Annotated in this window: 10 protein-coding genes; 9 read left to right on the plus strand and 1 reads right to left on the minus strand. The window is 42.6% G+C overall.

What is annotated here, in order from left to right; all coding sequences use genetic code 11:
* The first annotated feature begins 183 nt into the window (after positions 1–183).
* The 6 genes from OQX61_RS04110 to OQX61_RS04135 all read left to right on the plus strand — a co-directional run bounded on the left by OQX61_RS04110 (position 184) and on the right by OQX61_RS04135 (position 11379).
* Positions 184–753, plus strand: a complete 570-nt coding sequence (locus OQX61_RS04110; RefSeq protein ID WP_265840409.1) for an RNA polymerase sigma-70 factor — start codon at positions 184–186, stop codon at positions 751–753.
* Between the two features lie 72 nt (positions 754–825).
* Positions 826–1995, plus strand: a complete 1170-nt coding sequence (locus OQX61_RS04115) for a FecR domain-containing protein (protein WP_265840410.1) — start codon at positions 826–828, stop codon at positions 1993–1995.
* A gap of 221 nt (positions 1996–2216) precedes the next feature.
* Complete coding sequence (locus OQX61_RS04120) at positions 2217–5624, plus strand: TonB-dependent receptor (RefSeq protein ID WP_265840411.1); 3408 nt, start codon at positions 2217–2219, stop codon at positions 5622–5624.
* Positions 5625–5639: 15 nt separating this feature from the next.
* Positions 5640–7298 (plus strand): RagB/SusD family nutrient uptake outer membrane protein, encoded by a 1659-nt coding sequence (locus tag OQX61_RS04125; RefSeq protein ID WP_265840412.1) that lies wholly within the window; start codon positions 5640–5642, stop codon positions 7296–7298.
* Positions 7299–7357: 59 nt separating this feature from the next.
* Positions 7358–8881, plus strand: a complete 1524-nt coding sequence (locus OQX61_RS04130) for an arylsulfatase (protein WP_265840413.1) — start codon at positions 7358–7360, stop codon at positions 8879–8881.
* A gap of 215 nt (positions 8882–9096) precedes the next feature.
* Complete coding sequence (locus OQX61_RS04135; RefSeq protein WP_265840414.1) at positions 9097–11379, plus strand: helix-turn-helix domain-containing protein; 2283 nt, start codon at positions 9097–9099, stop codon at positions 11377–11379.
* On the opposite strand, the gene dapF is transcribed toward OQX61_RS04135, so the two are convergent.
* The gene (gene dapF / locus OQX61_RS04140; RefSeq protein WP_265840415.1) at positions 11380–12165 is read right to left on the minus strand and encodes a diaminopimelate epimerase; all 786 of its coding nucleotides are present in this window, start codon (positions 12163–12165) and stop codon (positions 11380–11382) included.
* A 221-nt stretch (positions 12166–12386) separates the two neighbouring features.
* Here dapF and OQX61_RS04145 point away from each other — a divergent pair, with 221 nt between their 5' ends.
* The 3 genes from OQX61_RS04145 (at position 12387) to OQX61_RS04155 (ending at position 16833) form a co-directional block, all read left to right on the plus strand.
* Positions 12387–13922: a Do family serine endopeptidase gene (locus OQX61_RS04145; protein WP_265840416.1), complete on the plus strand. Its 1536-nt coding sequence runs from the start codon at positions 12387–12389 to the stop codon at positions 13920–13922.
* A gap of 221 nt (positions 13923–14143) precedes the next feature.
* Positions 14144–14824, plus strand: a complete 681-nt coding sequence (locus OQX61_RS04150) for a succinate dehydrogenase cytochrome b subunit (protein ID WP_265840417.1) — start codon at positions 14144–14146, stop codon at positions 14822–14824.
* 29 nt (positions 14825–14853) lie between these two features.
* Positions 14854–16833, plus strand: coding sequence for a fumarate reductase/succinate dehydrogenase flavoprotein subunit (locus OQX61_RS04155; RefSeq protein WP_265840418.1), 1980 nt, complete (start codon positions 14854–14856; stop codon positions 16831–16833).
* The last annotated feature ends 21 nt before the right edge of the window (positions 16834–16854 follow it).

The following is a 16854-nucleotide window of genomic DNA, read 5'->3' on the forward strand; positions in this document are numbered from 1 at the left end:
ATATTTAGTGATAGGCATTAATAAACCATGAAATTTGTTAAATTATGTTAAAGATTATTTATTGTTGGATATTTATAATCTACACGAGCTATCTGATGCGCTTGTTTATCCCTTTTTTTTGCGTTTTCTTTGGGATGTGATTCGGGCTGAACTATTTATTACCTTAGCCCTCAACATTAATTTATGGGGAACTACAGCAAACTTTCTGATGAAGAATTGGTTGATTTTATCAAAACCAATAATGAGGCGGCTTTTGTTGAGCTTTATAAGCGTTATTGGGAAGGTTTGTACAAATTGTGCTTTCAGATTCTTCAGGATCAGGATGCTGCGAAAGATGTTTTACAAGAGGTTTTTGTGTGGTTCTGGACACACCGTGCCGAGTTAAAGGTATATGCGGTTCGTAATTATTTGTTCGTAGCCGTAAAACATAAGGTGGCCAACTATATCAGAAAGGACCATACCAGAAACGTTTTCTATGAAAGGATTAAGCTGCAAAATGTAGACGAAGCTTTCGTTGATTCTTCTTTAGAAGTAAAAGAACTCATCGCGTTTATCCGGGACTTTACTTTAGAGCTCCCCGACAAATGCCGGACGGTTTTTCAGATGAGCCGTACAGAGTATCTCAGCAATAAAGAAATTGCAAACCGGTTAAATATCTCTGAAAAGACCGTAGAAACTCATCTGACAACCGCATTAAACAAGCTAAGGAAGAAAATGGGCAGAACTTCTGCCTGGCTGTTCTTTTTAAGTTAAGGATCTTGTTTTCGCTATTATTTTTTTTCATGCGACTAAGGGATGGTGCTTTGGCAAGTGCCTTATAGATATATGCCACAGATAGAAAGAGCGGATTACGTAAAAATATTGGAGCGGGTTGCTGATGGTTCTGCCACAGATCAGGAGATTATGCAATATAATTTCTGGATTACTGTAGTGCAGGAAAAAGGTGCTTCCCGGGAGGAGCCGCTGATGGGGAACAAAGCTCAGCTGGAGCAGGATATTTTAACAGGAATTCTGCTGGAGATCCATCAAAAACCGGTTGCAAAACCTTATAAATTATGGAAAAGTATCAGCATTGCGGCTTCCATTTTGCTGATTTCAGGGCTGGCATTCTATACATTTAATCCTAATCCTAACGAATTGCGCCCTGGGTTTCCAAAGACTGAGATCATCAACGATATTCTTCCTGGTTCAGAGCAAGCCACACTTACCCTTGGTAATGGTCAGAAGATCGTATTGGATGGAGTGGTGAATGGAAAAATTGCCGAGCAAGCTGGAATAAGTATCAGCAAGACAGCAGATGGTCAACTGGTCTATTCAGTCACTGAAGTTGCCGGAAAGAAGGACGTCATTGAGGCTGATGCTATGAATACGATTGCCACGCCAAGAGGAGGGCAGTATCAGCTGAACCTGCCTGATGGTACGAAGGTATGGCTGAATGCCGCCTCTTCTTTGAAATATCCAGTCCGGTTTTCTGCCAGGCAACGTCTGGTAGAATTAACAGGAGAAGGTTATTTTGAGGTGGCTAAAGATCCAGCCAGACCCTTTAAAGTTAAAACCGGGACTGAGGAATTACAGGTGTTGGGTACGCATTTCAACATCAATAGCTACACCGACGAAGCCGCAAGAAAAACGACTTTACTCGAGGGGGCTGTGCGCATCAACTCTAAATCATGGAGCCAGCCAATCGTCCTTAGCCCCGGTCAGCAGGCGGTTGTCAGCAATCAGGGATTAAAAATATTGAAAGTGAACACCGATGAAATCATCGACTGGAAGAACGGGAACTTCATTTTTCAGGAAGAGCCGCTGGAAAGCATCATGAGAAAAGTAGCACGATGGTATGATGTGGAAGTGAAGTATGAGGGGAGCCCCGGCGACCTGACTTTTACCGGCGTAGTTTCCAGGTCTAAAAATATCTCTGCCATGTTAAACGCATTGGATAAAACAGGAAAAGTTCATTTTAAAGTAGCAGGAAAAGTAGTAACCGTTTTACAATAGTATTAATAAACCTATAACCAAATCAAACCAAGTATGAATAGAAACACACCTCCTTAAGGATGCGCATTGCCCTGTTTTGGAAAATCGGGAGTGCTCGTGACACTCCCGGGGTATTCCGGGCTACTTCAATGCTTTGCTGAACAAATTATCAATTTAACACCTGCTCTGCTTCCCTGATCTTTTGGAGGAGAGGGAAGCTACGCGTAAACCAAACCAAATGTATGAAATTTTACCATCTGTTTAGAAGTGGCAAATTAGCCGGACCTTCTAAAACTATCCTGCGAATTATGAAGCTCACCATGATAATTATTACCACTTGTTTGCTACAAGTGACGGCAGCTGGTTTTGCACAAAGAGTTACCCTTTCTGAAAAAAATATATCCCTTGGAAAGGTTATCGAGAAAATAAGAGTGCAAACGGGCTATGACTTTATGATCGACAGCAAGCTGTTGAAGAAGGCAGAAACGGTCACTGTAAACTTGCAGGGCGCGACGATAGAGGAGGCAATGAAAGCCTGTTTAGTAGGACAGGAAATTACCTTTTCTATTGAAAATAAAATCGTCTTGCTTAGTCTTAAAGAAACTTCAGTTATTGATCGGATTCTGGATTATATCAATGCCATTGACCTTAAGGGAAAGGTATTGGATGAAACCGGACAGGCACTTCCAGGTGCAAGTGTAAAGGTAAAAGGGCAAAATCAAACTGCTGTTACCGATGCAAACGGGATGTTCGCTTTAAAGAATCTTAAAGACGATGATCTTTTACAAGTATCTTATGTGGGCTATGTAACCCAGGAGCTGAAAGTCTCCAAATCTGCCAACTTAGTGATTAAGCTAGTACCACAACCTTCGGAACTGGGAGAGCTGGTGGTAGTGGGTTTCGGTACCCAAAAGAAAGCGAATTTAATCGGATCTGTTGCTCAGGTTTCTGCAAAAGAGATCAATGACCGTCCGGTGAGTTCTTTGTCGAATGCGCTGACGGGTATGTTGCCGGGGGTGAGTATCATTCAACGCAGCGGGCAACCTGGTTTAACCAGTACGGCCATTCAGGTAAGGGGAGTAGGCTCTTTCGGTGCGAGTGCATCAGCTTTGATTCTTGTGGATGGAATTCCTGTAAATTCATTTGATGATATTGACCCGAATGATGTGGAAAATATCTCCGTTTTGAAGGATGCTTCTACAGCGGCCATCTATGGTTCCCGTGCGGCTAACGGAGTGATTCTGGTTACCACAAAGACCGGTAAAAGCTCAGACGGAAAGATAAAAATAGCTTACAATGGTTACTTCGGAACACAAAGGGCCACAGCTTATCCGGAATTCGTTAATTCTGCGGATTATGCGACACTAATGAATGAGGCAGTACCAGGTGCGTACACGCCAGCACAGATCCAGAAATATAGAGATGGTTCTGATCCGGATAACTACCCGAATGTAGATTATATGGACCTGGTGTTGAAGAAATCTACGGTTCAAACCGGACATAATCTTTCCTTCTCCAATAGCACACAGAATACCCAGTATCTCTTGTCGATGGGCTACCTGTATCAAAATGGGATCGTGAAAAACAATGATTATAACCGCTATAATCTGCGGTTCAATATGACAAACACGATTACACCAAACTTAAAATTAACCACTCGTTTGTCGGGAGCGCAATACCTGAATCATGAACCCGCACCACCTGCTACTTTAGACTGGAACAATATGCTTACCAGTATCAGTCAGGTGATCAGGGTTCCGGCTATTTATGTGAATAAACTCAGCAATGGAGATTATGGATTGGGCGTAGTGGGAAAAGGAACACCTGTTTCCTATATGAATAATGATTCCTTTTATAAGGATAAACAAACGGATTTATTGGTCAATACCCGCCTGGATTGGGAGGTAATCAAAGACCTGAAATTATCCGTTGTTGCCGGTTATACGCAGTTAAATGATAACTCACAACGATTCCTGGCCAATCAACGTCTGAACTCGGTGGTCACCCTCGGGCCAGGTTCATTAAGCCAGATGAATGGGCTGAATACTTATAAAACTTTACAGCAACTGGCAGAATATAAAAAAGTGATCAGCAAACATGAGTTTGGTGTATTGCTGGGACATTCTTATGAATATAATAAATTTTCTTCTTTCGCGGCAAATAGAACAGGTTACAACAGTAACAGCCTGACCGAATTAAATGCTGGTGATGCCAATACTCAAAAGAATAGCGGAAACGCTGCGGAGTATGCGCTGGATTCTTATTTCGGCAGACTGAACTATAATTATGGCGGTAAATATCTTGCCGAAGGGACGATCAGGTACGACGGTTCTTCCCGCTTTCCTACAGATAAGAAATATGCAGGATTTTCTGCGATGGCTTTAGGCTGGAGGATTTCTGAAGAATCCTTTTTGAAAGACAAACTCAGCTGGCTGACAGATCTAAAGTTAAAAGCTTCTATCGGGGTGCTCGGTAATCAGAATATTGTAAGTGCTGATGGCTCACAAGATTATTATCCTTACCAGGGGAAACTAGACCCGGGATATAATTATCCTATAGGAGGAGCTTTATCTTCCGGAGTTGCTTATGTGAACTTAACAGATCCGACCATTCACTGGGAGTCTACCCGGACGAAAGATGCAGGAATTGATGCCAGCTTATTTAAAGGGAAGCTGAACCTGTCTGTCACTTATTTTGACCGTTATACTTATGATATCTTAGTGAGTCCTTCGGGCAGTGTTTCTAAAGTACTGGGCTTTAATGTAGGGGTGCAGAACTCTGGAAAGTTAAGCAATAAGGGCTGGGAATTAACGGCGGCATACCGTGATCAGATTGGTGAATTTTCTTTCAATATCAGCACCAATCTTTCCATCATCAACAATAAAGTACTTGATCTTGGTGTAGGAAACATCAGTCAGTTGAATGGCTTAACAGGTAATGGAAGTAGCTTGTTTATTGGCTACCCAATGAATCTTTACTATGGATATGTTGCAGAAGGTTTATTTAAGGATGCCAATGATATTGCCGGTTACGCAGATCAAAAAAGTATCAATCCAAAAGTTCAGCCGGGCGATATCCGCTATAAGGATATCAGCGGTCCGAACGGCCTGCCTGATGGTAAAGTAGACGCAGTTTATGACCGTACAGTGCTGGGCAGCAGAATTCCTAAGTACAGCTATGGAATCAATCTGACTGCTGCTTACCATAATTTTGACATCTCTGTCCTCCTGCAAGGGGTGGCCAAAGTAAATGGTTATTTGAGCGATTATGCCGGTTATGCTTTCTATCAGAATGGTAATATTCAGAAATGGCAGGCGGAGGACCATTGGTCGGTAAATAATCCAAACCCAAATGCGAAATATCCACGCCTGGAGGCCATCACCAATCAGGGGACTGCAAATACACTGACTTCCTCTTTCTGGATGCTGAATGGAAATTATCTGAAGGTTAGAAATATACAGTTGGGTTATAAGTTTAACAGCCAGAGTCTAAAGAAAGCGGGTATCGAAAACCTGAGGATTTATGCCACCGCACAAAACCCATTGGCCTTCAGTAATTATCCTAAAGGCTGGGATCCGGAAATCAATACGGGAGGTAGCTATTATCCCATTATGGCGAATTATACGCTTGGTCTAAATGTTAATTTCTAAATAAAATCTATTAAAATGAAGGTTACCTATCTATATAAATTTATGTTGCCGGTATTGTTGATCCCGGGAATACTAAGCTCTTGTAAAAAGGAGTTGAATAAATCACCATTGGCGCAGTTTTCTACGGAGGCTTTCTGGACCAGCCAGGCCAATGTAAACCTTGCGCTGGCAGGGTTGTACAAAGGAAATATCCAAATGTCAGTAAATCCGACCAGTGCAGAGTATTCTGCTACTGATTGGTGGTCTTATCACGGGTTATTATATACCGAGTTTGCTACTGATAATGCGTATGACAGGCGTGGTGATAACTCAGGCTATAATACCCTTACGAATGGGACGTTGACGGCTACCAATGGCTATCTGGCGAATTACTGGACGGCAAGCTATGCGCGGATTGCCAGGAGTAATTACTTTCTGGAAAATATTTCCAAAGCAGCGATTGATCCAGCTATTGTAGCAAGGATGATAGCCGAAGCACGCTTTATCAGAGCTTGTCAGTATTTTTACCTTTCTCAGTTTTTTGGTTCTGTACCTTTGGTACAAAAAACACTGACGCCATCAGAAGCGAATACCGTAACGAAGGCAACCAAACAGGCGGTTCAGGATTTTGCGGAACAGGAGTTTAAAGAGTCGGCAGCTGCATTGCCGCGATATGGACAGATGGCAGGCACTGACAGGGGTAGAGCAACCGCACAAGCTGCCCTGGCCTTTTTGGGTAGATTGTACCTGGCAGAAGAAAAATGGCCGGATGCCGCTGCTACCTATAAACAGATCATCGACTTTGGGGATAACCTCATTGACCCTAATTTTGAGAGCTTGTTTAACGGGACAAACGAAACGAGTAAAGAGATCATTTTTGCTACACAATACCTGCAGGATCTGGCGCCAAATGGGATGATGCAGCACAATTATCCAGCTATCCTGGGTGGCTTTATGCTGGAATGTCCGCTGGGAAGTCTGGTAGAATCTTATGAGTTTACCGATGGTACGCCTTTCTCTTTTAGTGATCCAAGATATAATGCCGCTAACCCTGCCTTAAACCGTGATCCAAGGTTGAAATTTACAGTGCTTGCCAATGGACAACCGTTTAAAAACATCACCTACAATAGTCATCCTGATGCGACCAGTTCCCCGGATCAATTGACGACTACGAAGCAGGGAACCAGAACAGGTTTTGCTTTAAAGAAATTCAATAGTGAAGCCTTTAGTGGTGGAGATTTACAAAATTCAGGTATCGACCTGCCGATCATCCGCTATGCGGAAGTATTGTTGGGTTATCTGGAAGCGAAACTGGAAGCCGGACAAGCCGGGGATCAGGCTCTGCTTGATGCCACTATAAATAAAGTAAGGGCCCGCAGTACGGTGAACATGCCACGCGTTACAGAAATGAACCCGGCAGCACTGCGTGTAATTCTACGTCGCGAGCGTAGAAATGAGCTGGCACTGGAGGGGATCCGCTATTGGGATCTGCTGAGGTGGAAAAACATCGGACAGGTATTGAACGGGGATTTTTATGGAGCTGCATTTCCCGGAGCAACAAACCTCCGTAAGAAAGGAAGTACGGTGGATCCTTATAGCCGTTGGTATGTGACCTCAAAAGCATTTCGTGTTGGACAGGATGAACTGTGGCCTATCCCGCAGTCGGAGGTAAGCATCAACCCAAATCTGAAATAATTTATCATTAGCAAGCCCTATTGTTTCTAACTTAGGGCTTGCTTAAACTACACACACAAATGAATAAGAGCCTTTTAACCCTTTTTGCTATGGCACTGGCGTGTACCGCCTTTGGCCAGTCTGCTAAGAAAACCACTAAGAACCGACCCAATGTTATTTTTATTTGTGCGGATGATCTCGGTTATGGCGACCTGAGTTGTTATGGAGCCACAAAAATCAATACACCAAATTTAGATCGCCTTGCGGCAGAAGGAATTCGCTTTACCGATGGGCATGCTACTTCAGCAACCTGCACGCCTTCACGCTATGCCTTCATGACCGGCCAATATCCATGGCGGAAAAAAGGAACAGGTATTTTGCCTGGTGATGCCGCTTTAATTATACCTACTGATAAAACTACCCTGCCTAATTTGTTTAAAAAAGCAGGATACCAAACGGGAATTGTCGGCAAATGGCACCTTGGAATAGGAGAGACTGTTGCTAAAGACTGGAATGGCGAACTGAAACCCGGACCTAATGAGGTGGGCTTTGACTATTCTTTCATCTTTCCCGCTACCGCGGATCGTGTTCCTACCGTATTTCTGGAAAACCATAAAGTATTGGCTTTAGATGCCAATGATCCTATTCAGGTAGATTATGCTAAAAAGGTAGGGAATGACCCAACTGGAAAAGATCATCCTGAATTGCTGAAAATGCAAAGTTCTCCAGGTCAGGGACACAACCAAACCATCGTAAATGGTATTGGCCGTATCGGCTATATGAGCGGTGGTAAGATGGCCAGATGGGTGGATGAAGAGATTTCTACTACGTTTTTGAATGTTGCACAGGGCTTTATCGAAAAAAATCAGGAAAAACCTTTCTTTTTATATTACGCCTTAACTGAGCCACATGTGCCGCGTATGCCAGCCACAAGATTTAAAGGGAAAAGTGGGTTAGGCTTGCGTGGAGATGCGATTTTACAGTTAGACTGGACGATTGGCGAGATCATGAAACAGCTGAAATTGCTGGGCATTGATAAAAATACCATGATTGTTTTTACCAGTGATAACGGTCCGGTACTGGACGATGGTTACCAGGATGAGGCGGTAACTAAACTGAACGGGCATAAGCCTGCCGGTGTATTGCGTGGTGGTAAATACAGTGCGCTGGAAGGCGGGACAAGGGTTCCTTTTATTCTGAGCTGGCCGGGTCAGGTGAAGCCACAGGTATCTTCGGCTTTGGTGAGCCAGATGGATTTAATTGCAAGTTTTTCAAAGTTGATCGGACAATCGATTCCTGCCGGCGATGCGCCGGATAGTGAGAATTTACTGGATGCTTTTACTGGAAAATCTCCGAAGGGTAGGTCGGTACTTGTAGAACAAGGAGCTTCCATCTCTCTTTTGAAAGACGGCTGGAAATATATTGTTCCTGGTAAAGGCGCCGCTTTTATGCAGGATGTCGGGATTGAAACCGGAAACCTGCCAATCGCACAGCTGTATCATTTGACAGAAGATTTAGCAGAGAAAAGCAACCTGGCTGCGAAATATCCGGAGCGTGTAAAAGAAATGGCTGCTCTCCTTGAAAAGATTCAGGAACAGAAATAAAATTCAAAAGAAAATATAAAAATCATTTGATGAGCCCGGCCTGGTGTCGGGTTCATTTTGTTTATAGCTTAATATTCTGCTGATTTGCGGGAATAGGAAGCCTGTCTTTTATGTCGTAAAACGATTGATTTTTAATCATTATTAATTAACAGCATTCTTCTTATCTTTGAGCACAACAATTTAAAGATGGTTTATTTTTAATTGATGCCTATAATATGTCTGAACAAAACCCCGCCGAGCTTGCTGCTAGATTCGTAAACTATACTTCTAAACACATCTTTCTAACAGGAAAGGCCGGCACCGGAAAAACTACCTTTTTGCGTAACCTGATCGAGCTGACTCATAAAAAGACAGTGATCGCGGCGCCGACGGGTATTGCAGCAATTAACGCCGCGGGTGTGACCATTCATTCTTTGTTCCAATTGCCTTTTGGCACCTACCTGCCTAAAGCTCCCGCCGCAGATGGCGACCATTATAACCAGCAGTACAATACCCCTAAATCTATCGTCCGCCATTTAAACATGACTTCCTCAAAAAGAAAAGTACTGATTGATATGGAATTGCTGATCATAGATGAGGTAAGTATGCTGCGCGCAGACTTATTGGATGCCATAGATATGGTGTTGCGTTATATCAGAAGGAACAATACCGCAAGTTTTGGAGGAGTACAGGTTTTGTTTATCGGTGATTTACACCAGCTGCCACCAGTTGTTAAATCTTCGGAATGGAACCTTTTAGGGCAGTTTTATAACTCTGCCTATTTCTTCGATGCCCTCGCCCTGCATAATAATCCGCCGATTTATATCGAGCTGGAGAAAATATACAGACAGGCAGATCAGGTTTTTATCAACCTGCTCAATAACCTGCGTAATAATGAGGTGACCGCTCAGGATGTGGCCTTATTGGATCAATATTATAAGGCTGATTTTAAGCCTGCTGTCAACGATAAATACATTACACTAACTACCCATAATAATAAGGCCGATACCTTAAATAAGGACAGACTGGATGAGCTAAATGCATCTTCTTACCTGTATACGGCTAAAGTTGAGAACGATTTTAGCGAATACGCCTATCCCGCAGAGCATATTTTAGAGCTCAAAAAAGGGGCACAGGTAATGTTTATTAAAAATGATCCTACCGGTGAACAGCGGTTTTTCAATGGAAAGATTGCCGTGGTTACCGAACTTAGAACAGACCTGATTGAGGTGCAGGCAGAAGGAACAAATGAGAAGATTATCCTGGAAAAATATACCTGGAAAAATATTAAATATACTACAGATAAAGTAACCGGAGAGATTGAAGAGGAGCTCGCTGGTACCTTTACACAGTATCCTTTGAAACTGGCCTGGGCGATTACCGTGCATAAGAGTCAGGGTTTAACTTTCGATAAGGCGATTATCGATATCGGTAGTGCTTTTGCACCCGGACAGATTTATGTGGCGCTATCCCGTCTCCGCTCACTGGATGGGCTGATCCTGACTTCCAGAATTTCAGGCTCCGGAATCCGCCAGGATCAAAACGTATCTTTCTTTTCGAAAACTAAAGAAAACCAATTGAGTCTGGATACACAGATCCTGACCGAAAGTGATGCTTTCCTGAGGTCTTACCTGTTGCAGTGTTTTGACTTAACTCCTTTGGACAATTATGTGTACGAGCATGTACATTCTTATACCAAGGATATTAATAAATCTGCCAAGCAAAAACATGTGAAATGGGCAGGGCAGCTGCTGAAAGATCTGAGTGAGGTGAAGGCAAATGCCAATAAATTTCTGAGCCAGATTCAACGCATGTATGCAGTAGATACGCCGGAAGGCAGGACGGCCTTACTGGAAAGAACCATCGCTGCGGAAAACTATTTCAACCCGATTGTAGTCGGCTTTTCTAAGCGTATTTTTGAACGTATGGAGTTGGTAAAACTGGATAAACAGGTAACCGCTTATCTAACCGAACTTTTGGAAATGGAGGCTTTGTTTTATGATCAGTATAAGAAAATAAGAAAAGCAACGGCCATGCTGAATTCTACGATCAACGGAACGGAGTTTACTAAAAAGGATGTTACCGCCTTGATGAGCCAGGAGGAAAGAGCCGCTACCATGGCTAAAGTGTTCGCTGTTCCGGGTAAACTGGACTTTACCGCTAAGAAAGGTAAGGCTGTAAAAGGGAAGACTGCTGCGCCAAAGGTGGAAAAGGAACCTAAAGTAGATACGAAAGAGGTTTCTCTGGAAATGCTGAAAGCGGGAAAAACATTATCTGAGATTGCTTCGGAGCGTAAAATGGTAATCGGTACCATCGAAGGGCACCTTGCGTTTTATGTGGCGAAGCATGAGGTTTCCGCCAAAGATATCATCGGTAAAAAGAAGCTGGATAAGATTCTCAAAGCGATTCAGGACTTAAAAACCCTCCAGATGAATCCGATCAGGGAACATCTGGGTAGGGACTATACGTTTGGTGAAATAAAAATCGGTGTGGCGGCACACCTTGCAGAAGGGGAGTAGTTATACATTAACTTCTCCTTTGAAAACCTGCACTGCCGGTCCACATAAAAATATATTGCGGAATTTTGAGCCGTCATAATCAAACTGGATGCTTAAATCGCCTCCTAATACCTTGATTGGCGTTTCTATATGCCCTTCTTGTTTTAAATGTTGTGCCATAGATAGGGCTACCGCGGTTACACCGGTTCCACAGGCATAAGTTTCATCTTCTACGCCTCTTTCGAACGTGCGTACGAAGAAATGATCACCCTGATTTTCTACAAAATTCACATTGATTCCTGCTGCTTTATAGGTTTCATTGTTGCGGATGGCTTTTCCTTCACTGAAGACATCCTTGTCCTTTAAGCCAGTCACTTGTAATACATAATGTGGTGAGCCAGTATTTAAAACATAGGCATTTCCGTCTTTTTCTATGGTATCTATGTCGATCATTTGTAGATTTACCCAATCGCCTTCTGCTGAAATTTTGGCATAATGCGGGCCGTCGACTGCCAAAAATTCAGTCTCTATATCAATGATGTCCAGGTACTTGGCAAAGGCAACGATGCATCTTCCACCGTTTCCGCACATGCTTCCCGGGTTTCCGTCTGCATTGAAGTATAACATCTCAAAATCATAGGTTTCATGGTTCTGAAGCAGCATTAATCCGTCCGCTCCGATGCCAAACCGCCTGTTACACAGGTCTAAAACCGTATTATTATCCTTATATTGGAAAGATAAATCCCGGTTGTCAATTAGAATAAAGTCATTTCCTGCGCCCTGGTACTTAAAGAAGTTGGTTTTCATAAACGGTCTGTGGTTGCTGTTTTAACATTTTTTAACAGTTTTAATCGCCTGTTACTAATGCAAATATCGTTGATCTGGTATTAAATTTGACTAATCCATTGAAAAGAAAAGTTCTTAACGGGTAAAAAAAATAAATACTTCTGGCTTTTCGCCAATCGGGTAGATTGGTTGAATCAGAAGGAATTGGAGTTAATTAAAAACATACAAAAAAAAGGAGACAAATGAAAAGAATAGGATTGATAGCATTGGCCGCATTATTTGGTGGAGCGGCTGCATTAGGTGGCTATAAATTATTAGAAGGTAATCAGGGTGGTCAGACATTCGCTGAGCAACAAAATGTACTTTTCGCCAACAACCCTGCGAAGATTTCTTCGACAGGTGCGGTAGATTTTGTACAGGCAGCGGCGGCGGTATCACCTGGCGTTGTACACATTAAAACTACTTATGGTGGTAAAAGTTCTGAGCAATCAGCTGGTTCTGCAGCAGACATGTTCGAAGAATTCTTTGGCCGTGGTGGCCGTAGTATGCCTCGTGCGCCTAGAGCGGCTTCAGGTTCCGGTGTTATTTTAACTCCGGACGGGTATATTGTAACCAATAACCACGTGGTAGAAAATGCAGATAAAATTGAGGTAATCCTTTCCGACCGCCGTAAGGTAGTGGCTAAGGTAATTGGTACAGATCCAAATACTGACCTTGCTTTAATTAAGGTGGAAGAAACTGGTTTGCCAGTGGTAAAAATGGGTAACTCTGATAATGTGCAGATTGGGGAATGGGTATTGGCAGTAGGTTTCCCGCTGGATCTTCAAACTACCGTTACTGCAGGTATTGTGAGCGCAAAAGCCAGAAGTATTGGTATCCTTGCGAGACAACAAAACCAGCTTACAGAACAAGAGTATGAAGAATACCGCAGAACTGGTAAAGCGCCTCAACGTGTGAACACCAGTATTGAGTCTTTCATTCAGACTGATGCCGCGATTAACCCTGGAAATAGTGGTGGTGCCCTGGTGAATGCTAACGGTGAATTGATTGGTATCAATGCAGCGATTGCTTCACAAACAGGTACTAACGAAGGTTATGGTTTCGCTATTCCAGTGAACCTTGCTAAAAAGATCCTGGATGATTTCAGGAAGTATGGTTCCGTAAAACGTGGTTATATCGGCGTTTCTTTCGTGCCGCTGGATGCAGATGTTGCGGAAAGTCTGAAAGTTAAAGACATTAACGGTTTATACGTTAAAGAGGTAGTTGCAAATGGTGGCGGTGCCGCTGCGGGTATCAAAGAAGGTGATATCATCAAAAAGGTAGAAGGTCAGCCAATTTTTGACTCTCCTGATTTACAGGAAAAAATTGGTCGTATGAGCCCTGGTGATAAAATCAACCTGAGTATTTTAAGAGATGGTGCCTTGAAAGATATTACCGTAACCTTAAAAGGTGAAAGTAGTGTAAATGCGCCTAAAACTGCAGCATCAGGTAAAGCTACAGGTGCAACGATTGGTAAACTGGGTGCTAGTTTTGCACCAGCTCCAGCACAGCTGAAAGCAAAATTAGGTGCTAAATCAGGAGTTGTGGTAACTGCTGTTGAGCCAGGTAAATTATTCGATTCTCTGGAGATTCCAAAAGGATTGCTGATTACTGGTGTAAACGGTAGACCGGTAAACTCTGCAAAAGATGTTGAAGCAGCATTGCCGACTTCGAAAAACGGAATGACTACGATCACAGGTGTAGGTGCCGATGGTCAGAATTATTCCTTCACTTTCTAAGTCCGAAGGTTTCATAAATGATTTAAACGGGAAGCAGTATTTACTGCTTCCCGTTTTTTTTTGCTGGTCGGATGCCATTTTGCAAGGAATGAGGCGGGTTTTAGGGTAGCAAAGAATAGAACGTTTCTAAATAGGCCGATTGTCGTTTTTTTATGACAATCCTTAACCAATTAATTCTTTTATTAAATACTTTTGCATGAATAGAACTAAAATACAATCAAATGGCTAGTTTCGGAAACGCTTTTTCCTCGTCTATAGGAAAAAAACTAATAATGGGTATCACCGGCCTGTTTCTTATTTCATTTCTCGCAGTTCACTGCTTTATCAACTTATTGATATTTGTAAATGACGGTGGCTTAACCTTCAATGTAGGGGCACATTTTATGGCTACAAACTGGCTGATCAGAGCGATGGAAGTCGTGTTGATGGCAGGGTTATTAGCACACATTATCCAGGGTTTACGTTTGGTTTTTCAAAACCAGGCCGCTCGTCCGGTAAAGTATGCAGTAGTTGATGGCGCAGCAAACAGTAAATGGTATTCCAGATCAATGGGATTATTAGGAACTATCCTTTTAATTTTCCTGATCGTGCATTTATCTGACTTCTGGGTAGTTTCTCGTTTTACAGGAATTCCTACAGTTGATGCAGCAGGACATGAGAACCTTTTTGCAGTAATGGTAGCAAGATTTCAAACCCTTTGGGTGGTGATCTTATACACATTGGCAATGGCTTCATTATGTTACCACTTATTACATGGTTTTGCTTCCGCATTCCAGACTTTAGGATGGAACCATAAAAAATACACGCCAATAATAAAAGCAGTAGGTGTATGGTATTCAATTATCATCGCAATTCTATTTGCTATTATGCCTGTCGCTATTTACGCAGGTTTTATTAAATAATTTTTGAACTTATATAAAGCTTAAATAAAATGGCTGAATTAAATGCAAATATACCGGAAGGTGATTTAATGGAAAAATGGACTAAATTAAAGTCCTCTATGCCATTAGTTAACCCGGCAAATAAAAGAAGCATCGAAGTTATTGTAGTAGGTTCAGGGTTGGCAGGTGCTTCTGCAGCAGCAACTCTAGCTGAAATGGGCTATAAAGTGAAGTGTTTCTGCTTCCAGGATTCACCAAGAAGAGCACACTCTATCGCTGCTCAGGGTGGTATCAATGCCGCAAAAAACTACCAGAATGATGGTGACAGTACTTACCGTTTATTCTATGATACCATTAAAGGTGGTGATTACCGTGCCCGTGAAGCTAACGTTTACCGTTTAGCAGAAGTGAGTGCAAACATTATAGATCAGTGTGTGGCACAAGGTGTGCCTTTAGCCAGAGAGTATGGTGGTCTTTTAGACAACCGTTCTTTCGGTGGGACACAGGTTCAAAGAACATTCTATGCTGCGGGTCAAACCGGTCAGCAATTGCTTTTAGGAGCATATAGCGCTTTAGAGCGTCAAATTGGTATGGGTAAGGTTGAAATGTTTACCCGCCATGAAATGATGGACGTTGTAGTAATTGATGGTAAAGCACGTGGTATCATTGCCCGTAACTTAATCACCGGTGAACTGGAACGCCATTTCGGCCATGCAGTATTGCTGGGTAGTGGTGGTTACGGTAACGTATTCTACCTTTCTACCAATGCAATGGGTAGTAACGTAACAGCAGCCTGGAAAGCACACAAAAAAGGTGCATTCTTCGGTAACCCATGTTACACGCAGATTCACCCTACTTGTATCCCTGTTTCAGGAGATCACCAAAGTAAATTAACCCTGATGTCTGAGTCATTACGTAATGACGGAAGAATCTGGGTGCCTAAGAAAAAAGGTGATGACCGTTCTCCAATCGATATTCCTGAAGAGGAAAGAGATTATTATTTAGAACGTAGATACCCTGCTTTCGGTAACCTTGTACCTCGTGATGTGGCCTCCCGTGCTGCAAAAGAACGTTGTGATGCAGGTTATGGTGTAGGTAAATCTAAACTGGCTGTATATCTGGATTTCAAAGCAAATACAGAACGTTACGGTCGTATTGAAGCTAATAAACAAAATCTCCATAATCCTGATAAAGAAACCTGCATGCGCTTAGGCCGTGAGGTGATTAAGGAAAAATATGGTAACCTGTTTGATATGTACAAGCAAATCACCGGTGAAGATCCTTATGAGTTGCCAATGCGTATTTATCCTGCTGTTCACTATACAATGGGTGGACTATGGGTAGATTACAACCTGATGACTACAGTTCCAGGATTGTACGCTTTAGGTGAAGCTAACTTCTCAGATCATGGTGCAAACCGTTTAGGTGCTTCGGCATTGATGCAAGGTCTTGCAGATGGTTACTTCGTGATCCCGCTTACTATTGGTGCTTACTTATCTAAAGAGATTGCTACCAAAGCAATTCCATTGGATCACCCTGCATTTGTGGAGGCTGAGGCTAGTGTGAAAGGTATTGTTGATCAGTTATTCGCGATTAAAGGAACTAAATCTGTGGATCATTTCCATAAGAAATTAGGAAAGATCATGTGGGATAAATGTGGTATGGCCCGTAATGCTAAAGGATTAACGGAAGCAATTGCGGAGATTCAGCAGTTACGTAAAGACTTCTGGTCGGATGTACGCGTTCCTGGTGAAGCCAATGAATTCAATCCTGAATTAGAAAAAGCGGGTCGTGTGGCCGACTTTATCGAGTTAGGTGAGTTGATGTGTATTGATGCCTTAAACAGAAATGAATCTTGTGGTGGTCACTTCCGAGAAGAATACCAGACAGAAGAAGGTGAAGCACTCCGTGATGATGAAAACTATGCTTATGTATCCGCATGGGAATACAAAGGAGATGTGACTTTCAACCTGCATAAAGAGGAGTTGAAGTTCGGTAACATCAAGGTTGCACAAAGAAGTTATAAATAGCAAGTACTAAAATCTCAATAT

The sequence above is a fragment of the Pedobacter sp. PLR genome (genome assembly GCF_026239675.1).
GTDB lineage: Bacteria > Bacteroidota > Bacteroidia > Sphingobacteriales > Sphingobacteriaceae > Pedobacter.